Below are 6,834 nucleotides of genomic sequence, written 5' to 3'. Positions count from 1 at the left end.
CGTCCGCCGCTAATCTTTGGGAGCAAGCTCCCTTAGATCCGCTCGACTTGCATGTATTAGGCACGCCGCCAGCGTTCATCCTGAGCCAGGATCAAACTCTCCAAAAAGAGTATTGATTGCTCAATAGTTTTGTTACTTAAATTAAAACGTTGACGTTTGTTTATTGTGTTCAGTTTTCAAAGAGCTTTCTTGAAGCAGATTAATAATATATCACTTGTGAAAGTTATTGTCAAATAGTTTTTTAAAAGTAACTAAAGTGAATTAAATCAATCACTTGTCTCTCTTAGCGACTTAGTTATCTTACCATTAAAACTTCACAGAAGTCAACATATACAACATGGTAAAATTATGCACTTTTTCCTTCTTAGCTAATGCATACTAATAGAAATAAAAGAAAACCTATAAATGTTAAAAATAATATTGGAGAGGAGATACGAATGAAACTACTAAAAACATCCCTAGCCATCCTTATTACTTTATTCGTAATAACTTCTTCACCACTAACGAGTCACGCTATTTCAGCAAAAGGCGCAATTCTTATTGAACAGCATTCAGGTAGGGTTCTTTATCAAAAAAATGCGCATGCTCAAATGAGAATTGCAAGCATAACGAAAATTATGACTGCTATACTTGCGATTGAATCCGGTAAACTGGAAGAAACAGTTACGATAAGTAATAATGCAGCAGGAACTGAAGGTTCTTCCCTTTACCTTATGCCAGGGGAGAAAGCTAAACTAGAGGATTTAATATACGGTCTGATGTTACGTTCTGGTAACGATTCTGCTGTAGCAATAGCCGAACATGTAGGGGGAAGTTTAGAAGATTTTGTTTCATTAATGAATAAAAAAGCGAAGGAATTAGGAATGACTCAAACCGTATTTTCTAACCCACATGGTTTAGATGATCATGAAAATCATTACTCTTCTGCGTATGACATGGCATTATTAACACGCTATGCAATGCAAAACAACACATATGCAAAAATCTCAGGAACTAAATCACATACCTCCACTTCCCTTAGTAAACATGGAAAGGTAACATGGCAAAACAAAAACAGATTGTTAACACAACTATACCCTCATTGTACAGGTGGCAAAACAGGATATACACAAAGAGCAAAAAGAACTCTTGTCACAACTGCTGAAAAGGACAATCTTGAATTAATTGCGGTAACAATAAATGATCGTAATGACTGGAAAGACCATATGAGTTTATATAACCAAGCTTTTAATGAGTATCAAATTGTTGATATCCTTAATAAAAAACACCTACCTAATCTTTTGGATGATTTTTATACAGATAAATTGTTAATCAAACAGAACTTTCTTTATCCTTTGAAAAAGGATGAATTAAACAAAATTGTTTTAAAGGTTTCAGAACCGAATACAAAGAAACCTAATAAACAAAAGAGTTTATTAAATGTTGGAGAAATCGATATATCTATAGAAGACAACAAAATAGGAACTGTCCCTCTCTATATAAAGGAGATAAAGGTAGAAGGTAATTCTAAGAATTTTTGGGACAAGTTTAAAATTATTTTTAAATAAGTGAACCATTACACTTCAAAAAGTCGTCCAGTTGGGCGACTTTTTTTTTCTGCAAATTAAATTCCTCCCCAAATTTCTATACTCAAAATAAAGTTCACTGTAACCTAACTTTAAACATATACTTATATAAATTTTATCTTTACCTGCATTAACAATGAAAATCTTTAAGAGTAGAAAGGGTTAGTCCTATGATATTGACATATGTGGCCATTGCCGTTGCTCTATTCTTTGCAATGAACATCGGTGCTAGTGGCACTGCTGCTTCAATGGGGGCTCCGTACGGATCAGGTGCAATAAAAAATAAAAAACTCGCTTTATTACTAGTTGCAATTTCTGCATTTTTAGGAGCAGTAATTGGTGGAGGAGAAGTTGTTAAGACGATTGGAAATGGGATTATCCCTTCCGATACGCTAACAGTAAGTGTCGTTGTAATCATTCTAGCTGGAGCAACCTTCACATTATTTCTTTCAAACTTGATTGGTATTCCACTTTCAACAAGCGAGGTTACTGTCGGTTCCATTGTGGGTGTTGGGGCAGCCTACCATGCAGTTTATACAAGTAAACTATTAGTTATTATCTCATTCTGGATAATCATTCCGGTAGTCTCATTCTTTCTTACACTTTTACTTGGAAAAATGATCAACTATGTTGAGAAACGCTGGCCACAGCTACAAGGACAAGGAAAGTGGGCTAAATGGTTATCAACACTTCTTATTATAGGAGGTTGTTTTGAAGCATTCTCAGCAGGAATGAATAATGTTGCAAATTCAATTGGTCCACTAGTTGGGGCTGGTATACTATCAACAGAAAAAGGGATTTTATTAGGTGCAATATTTACTTCTATTGGAGCTATTTTATTAGGAGGCAAAGTGTTAGAAACAAATGGAAAAAAGATCACAAAACTCTCTCTACTACAAGGGAGCGCTGTTTCCTTTACCGGGGGAGGATTAGTTGTAATTGCCTCTTTATTTGGATTACCAATCCCACTTACTCAAGTAACAACGTGTGGAATTCTAGGGGTCGGAACTGCAAAAGATGGCTTGAAAGTGTTACAAAAAAATGTAATTAAACGCATTGCCATGGTGTGGGTCATTTCACCATTAGCATCATTGGTTGTCTCATATTCATTAATCAATTTGTTCACCCAACATAATTTATATAATATACTAGTAATCTTTAGTACTCTAATTGCCACGGTGGGCTCAATGTATTTAATTAAACTCGTTCGGAAAGAAAAAAGAACACTAAATGACGATAAGATTTAAGGTGCCTGGCACCACCGAATTCTCACTATTTACTGAGAACCGGTGCCTGGCACCTTGTTTTAGTTGATACTTTTTATCATTTCATTCATCATTTCTTTATCCATTGGACCTATTATTTTTTTTACAATTATTCCACTGGAGTCAATGTAATAGCTAGTTGGGATGGTATAGGCTCTGTATGTATCACCTATTTCACCTGATTGATCTAGTAGAATAGGAAAGGTTAATTGGTATTGCTCAACGAATTTATTAACAGCATCTTTTCTCTGCTCAGAATTTGTGAGGTTGACTGCAAGTATTTCAACACTTCCATGATCCTGGTCTTCATAAAAAGATTGCATGTGTGGCATCTCTGCTTTACATGGCGGACACCATGTTGCCCAAAAGTTAAGAATGATTTTCTTACCCTTTAGTTCAGAAAGTTTTACTAGTTGTCCATCTAATGTTTCTAATTCAAAATCAGGAGCTAAATCCCCTTCTTGAAGTCCAATTTTTATAGTTTTACTTACTGGAACATCTTGCGAATGACTTTGAACAGTATCAGATGATTCATTATGGTTATAAATGCCCCATATGGTTAATCCAATAAGTCCAATGACAACTATTAATTTCTTTAGCACAATTTCCACTCCTTTTCTGGTCACTGATTAGTCTTAGTTAAGTTTCCTGTCCCACATATAAAGCGAAACAACAATTACCCCAATAAAGAACCATTGTTCGATCGAGAAGGAGCCAACGATAAAAATAGACAATATTAAGTAATAAAAACAATACAAGATTGTAATTGTAAAAACATGCTTAAGTTTAAGTTTATTTCCCCGCAACATTAGTAATATCCAACCTATGCATACTAATGCAACAATACCTACAAAAAAATTCAAAAGAGCATTTTCATCCACAAGTAAAGACAGGAACACATGAAAGCTTCCAAATGTCGTAAATCCAAAGCCTAAAATAAGGCCGATTGTAATTGAATCATCTATGCCAATACTCTTCGATTTGTAAATTATAAAAATAATAGAAAGCATAACAGCAATAACTAAGCCCTTAGTCCCACCTGTAAAAAACAACAATGATAGAGGACTTTTAATCACAAGCTGAGGATCTAACAAGAATAAACTACCTTTCCAACATAAAAAACCAAAAAATAAAGTCCCTGTAAATAAGTCGAAGATCTCCTTCTTCTTATTTAATTGATATGTATGAAGTAGTACCTTTAACAAGCCTAGGCTTAGTAGTATTGAAATAGCTAAAATAATCCATTTAAGCAAAATGGCATAAGATCCTATTTGTACAACCGTCATCTGTCCACTCCTTCAAAAAAGTTAGTCATATTTTTATAATAAAAAAATAAGTCCCTTGTTTCAAAACTAGGAACTTACTGTTTCTTTTCTCAGGTAATTTTCTAACAAATGATTTAGCCTTTGAAGTTGAAATGCATATTCGAAAATCGAAAACCCAACAGCTAATATTCGCACCTTTTGTTCACTATCATTCTTATAACTATCGACTAATGAATCTAAAAATAATTTTAATTCTTCTTCATGAATCGTAACAGTGTGAATGTCGCCTTCCTTAATTTTACCCTCGTACTTCAAAAGATAATATTCATGACATTTTATTAATTGTTCAAGATAATGGTCGAATAGCTTATCTTCATCTTCATTTGATTTACTTTGAAAATAGTGCTCTTCTATTAACTCTAGTACTTTTTCACCTTGCTGTAAGGTTTTGAGCATTTGCTTAAAAACTACAATTTCACGCACATTCAAACGATTGACCTTTGACATTTTAGAGCGTTCTTCATCAAACATTTTATACAATTCCTCTAATTTCTGAAGATCTTTTTGCAAGCTGTCCCAATTTTCTCTAAATGTCTTCTCAGTTAATTCATTTGATATCGCAGTTCTTAATAGCAAGGAGAGCTTGTTAAAAGCATCTTTAGATTTTTGATAATAATTCGTATTGAATTTTGGCGGTAAAATTAATAAATTAATTGTAAATCCTGTTACCATCCCAATTAAAATAATTAAAAAGCGATTTAAGGCAAATAACCAATCTTCATTTCCTGGAGCACTCATAATAGCTAGTACTGTTACCATTGTAAGTGAAATTACATTTGTCTCCATCTTAAATTTAACGCAAACTAAGATAACAATAATTAAAATTAAGCCTATAATGACTGGATTGTTTCCAATGAAAATTAACGCAAACATAGCTATAATTGCACCGAGTGAATTTGTTATAAATTGATCAAGCATTTGTCGCCATGTTCTATATATGGATGGCTGAATTGTAAAAATCGCTGCTACTCCAGCAAAAATAGCTGGTTCTAACCCAAAATATGCACAAATGTATAAAGAAATTGCGACTGCGATTCCAGTCTTTAATGCTCTCGGACCTAAAGTAATCAAATGTTCATTACCTCCTACCTTCTGTGACAAGGACAACTATGAATCCCTACTTACAATAAAACCACAATTTTCATTAATTATATCGATATCCACTTAGAATCACAATTAGTTTCAACAGATACGAGCTTCTGATGTTTATATTATTAATCAATTTTTTTTGATTAATTGATTGACATATGTAAATTTTGGATATATGATTAATACATCAAGAATATTTGATTTAACATAACAAATAAACATACAATCAACCAATCTTTTTTCAACTAATAAATCAATTTTTTTTGATTTATAAAAATTTAATAGGAGTGATTCTGCATGTATTTTAATCAAGATTTAGAAAAGGTTGCAAAACGTAAGAGAGAAGAATTTGAATTAGAAGCTCAAAATTTCTACCTATCAAAAGCTTTAAGATATGAGAATCGATTAATAAAATCGATAAGAATGTTCATTCAAAAATCAACAAAAAATCAACAAATTAAAACTCAGTGTTGTACTAATTAAAAGAGGTGACCAGAAAATGTGGATAGATGTCCTTAAAAGTTTTCTATTTATTGCTGTTGAATTAACAATACTATTCATCGTCATTTCATTTGTCATTAGCCTTTTGCAAGGATATATTCCATACGAGAAAATTGAGAAGAAATTAGCTGGTAAGAACAAAGCAATAGCCGCAGCTGCAGCAATCCTTTTTGCTTTTATCACACCGTTCTGCTCTTGTTCTACCATTCCAGTCGTTGTTAACATGCTAAAGAAAAAATTGCCTTTTGGTATCGTAATGATCTTCTTATTCGCCTCACCAGTCCTTGATCCGACAATCATTACAATTATGGGCGTTGTTCTTGGATGGAAAGTTACAATCATTTATACAGTCGTAACGACCATCTTATCCATTATAATAGGCTTTACTTTAGAGAGACTGGGTTTTGAAAAGTCAGTAAAAAAGGTTGTCATGAAAGGATATGAGGAACAAAATCAAAAGTTTAATGTTAAGTCAGCACTAAGAGAAACACTTGATTTAATGAAAAGCGTATACCCTTATCTATTGATAGGTGCTGCCATTGGAGCTGTAATCCATGGATTAGTGCCAACTGAATGGATTTCCAGTGTATTTGGTAGAGAACATTGGTGGTTAATTCCAATCGCTGCTATTGTTGGGATTCCTCTTTACATCAGATTATCTAGCATGATCCCTATTTCACAAATTCTAATTATGAAAGGCATGGCTTTAGGACCTGTCATGGCGATGATGATTAGTTCTGCTGGTGCAAGTCTACCTGAAGTCATTCTATTAAAGTCCATTTTCAAAAAAGAGTTGGTCATCACTTTTGTTCTTTCAGTCATCACAATGTCAACGATCTCAGGCTTTATCTTTTACCTTTTGTGACATTAATACGAAAATCAACCTATAGAATGGAGAGAAACTGGATATGTTTAAATTGTTTAAAAAAGAAGCTAAAAAGTCGGAATGCTGTAATTTAATCTTTGAGGAAGTAAAAGAAGAGTGCACTAGTGATATTGTCGGAGTCAACGAAGAATGTAGTGTAAAAACAAGTAATGATAGCTGCAACGCAAAATCCAAATAAAAACTTAGACGTAAATCCTTAAAAC

Annotated in this window: 7 protein-coding genes and 1 rRNA gene; 4 read left to right on the top strand and 4 right to left on the bottom strand. The window is 33.3% G+C overall.

Features of this window, described 5'->3' with window-relative positions:
• A 16S ribosomal RNA gene (locus BLQ56_RS20235) occupies positions 1–107 on the bottom strand; the annotation flags it as partial.
• Between the two features lie 330 nt (positions 108–437).
• On the opposite strand from BLQ56_RS20235, the gene BLQ56_RS20230 reads away from it, so the two are divergent.
• Both BLQ56_RS20230 and BLQ56_RS20225 read left to right on the top strand, forming a co-directional pair.
• Entirely contained in the window at positions 438–1,547 is a 1,110-nt protein-coding gene (locus tag BLQ56_RS20230) for a D-alanyl-D-alanine carboxypeptidase family protein (RefSeq protein ID WP_090858887.1), read from the top strand.
• Between the two features lie 188 nt (positions 1,548–1,735).
• Positions 1,736–2,812: an inorganic phosphate transporter gene (locus BLQ56_RS20225; protein WP_090858884.1), complete on the top strand. Its 1,077-nt coding sequence runs from the start codon at positions 1,736–1,738 to the stop codon at positions 2,810–2,812.
• A gap of 59 nt (positions 2,813–2,871) precedes the next feature.
• Here BLQ56_RS20225 and BLQ56_RS20220 read toward each other — a convergent pair whose 3' ends face one another.
• The 3 genes from BLQ56_RS20220 to BLQ56_RS20210 form a co-directional block, all read right to left on the bottom strand.
• Positions 2,872–3,432, bottom strand: a complete 561-nt coding sequence (locus BLQ56_RS20220; protein WP_090858881.1) for a redoxin domain-containing protein — start codon at positions 3,430–3,432, stop codon at positions 2,872–2,874.
• Between the two features lie 33 nt (positions 3,433–3,465).
• Positions 3,466–4,116 (bottom strand): hypothetical protein, encoded by a 651-nt coding sequence (locus BLQ56_RS20215; protein ID WP_090858877.1) that lies wholly within the window; start codon positions 4,114–4,116, stop codon positions 3,466–3,468.
• Between the two features lie 66 nt (positions 4,117–4,182).
• A complete protein-coding gene (locus BLQ56_RS20210) occupies positions 4,183–5,226 on the bottom strand; it encodes an FUSC family protein (RefSeq protein WP_238457331.1) in 1,044 nt (347 codons plus the stop codon).
• Between the two features lie 315 nt (positions 5,227–5,541).
• On the opposite strand from BLQ56_RS20210, the gene BLQ56_RS20205 reads away from it, so the two are divergent.
• Together BLQ56_RS20205 and BLQ56_RS20200 are read left to right on the top strand one after the other, a co-directional pair.
• Complete coding sequence (locus BLQ56_RS20205) at positions 5,542–5,727, top strand: hypothetical protein (RefSeq protein ID WP_090858874.1); 186 nt, start codon at positions 5,542–5,544, stop codon at positions 5,725–5,727.
• A 16-nt stretch (positions 5,728–5,743) separates the two neighbouring features.
• Complete coding sequence (locus tag BLQ56_RS20200; protein WP_090858871.1) at positions 5,744–6,610, top strand: permease; 867 nt, start codon at positions 5,744–5,746, stop codon at positions 6,608–6,610.
• Positions 6,611–6,834 lie beyond the last annotated feature (224 nt).

Source organism: Litchfieldia salsa (assembly GCF_900104555.1).
GTDB classification, from domain to species: Bacteria; Bacillota; Bacilli; order Bacillales; family Bacillaceae_L; genus Litchfieldia; species Litchfieldia salsa.
Note: the sequence above shows the minus strand (reverse complement) of the source record. Positions and strands in the feature narration are given on the sequence as shown.

Bases quoted from the DNA above. Each gene is read 5' to 3' on its own strand.
- BLQ56_RS20230 (WP_090858887.1), top strand. From the start codon at position 438: ATGAAACTACTAAAAACATCCCTAGCCATCCTTATTACTTTATTCGTA.
- BLQ56_RS20225 (WP_090858884.1), top strand. From the start codon at position 1,736: ATGATATTGACATATGTGGCCATTGCCGTTGCTCTATTCTTTGCAATG.
- BLQ56_RS20215 (WP_090858877.1), bottom strand. From the start codon at position 4,116: ATGACGGTTGTACAAATAGGATCTTATGCCATTTTGCTTAAATGGATT.
- BLQ56_RS20205 (WP_090858874.1), top strand. From the start codon at position 5,542: ATGTATTTTAATCAAGATTTAGAAAAGGTTGCAAAACGTAAGAGAGAA.
- BLQ56_RS20200 (WP_090858871.1), top strand. From the start codon at position 5,744: ATGTGGATAGATGTCCTTAAAAGTTTTCTATTTATTGCTGTTGAATTA.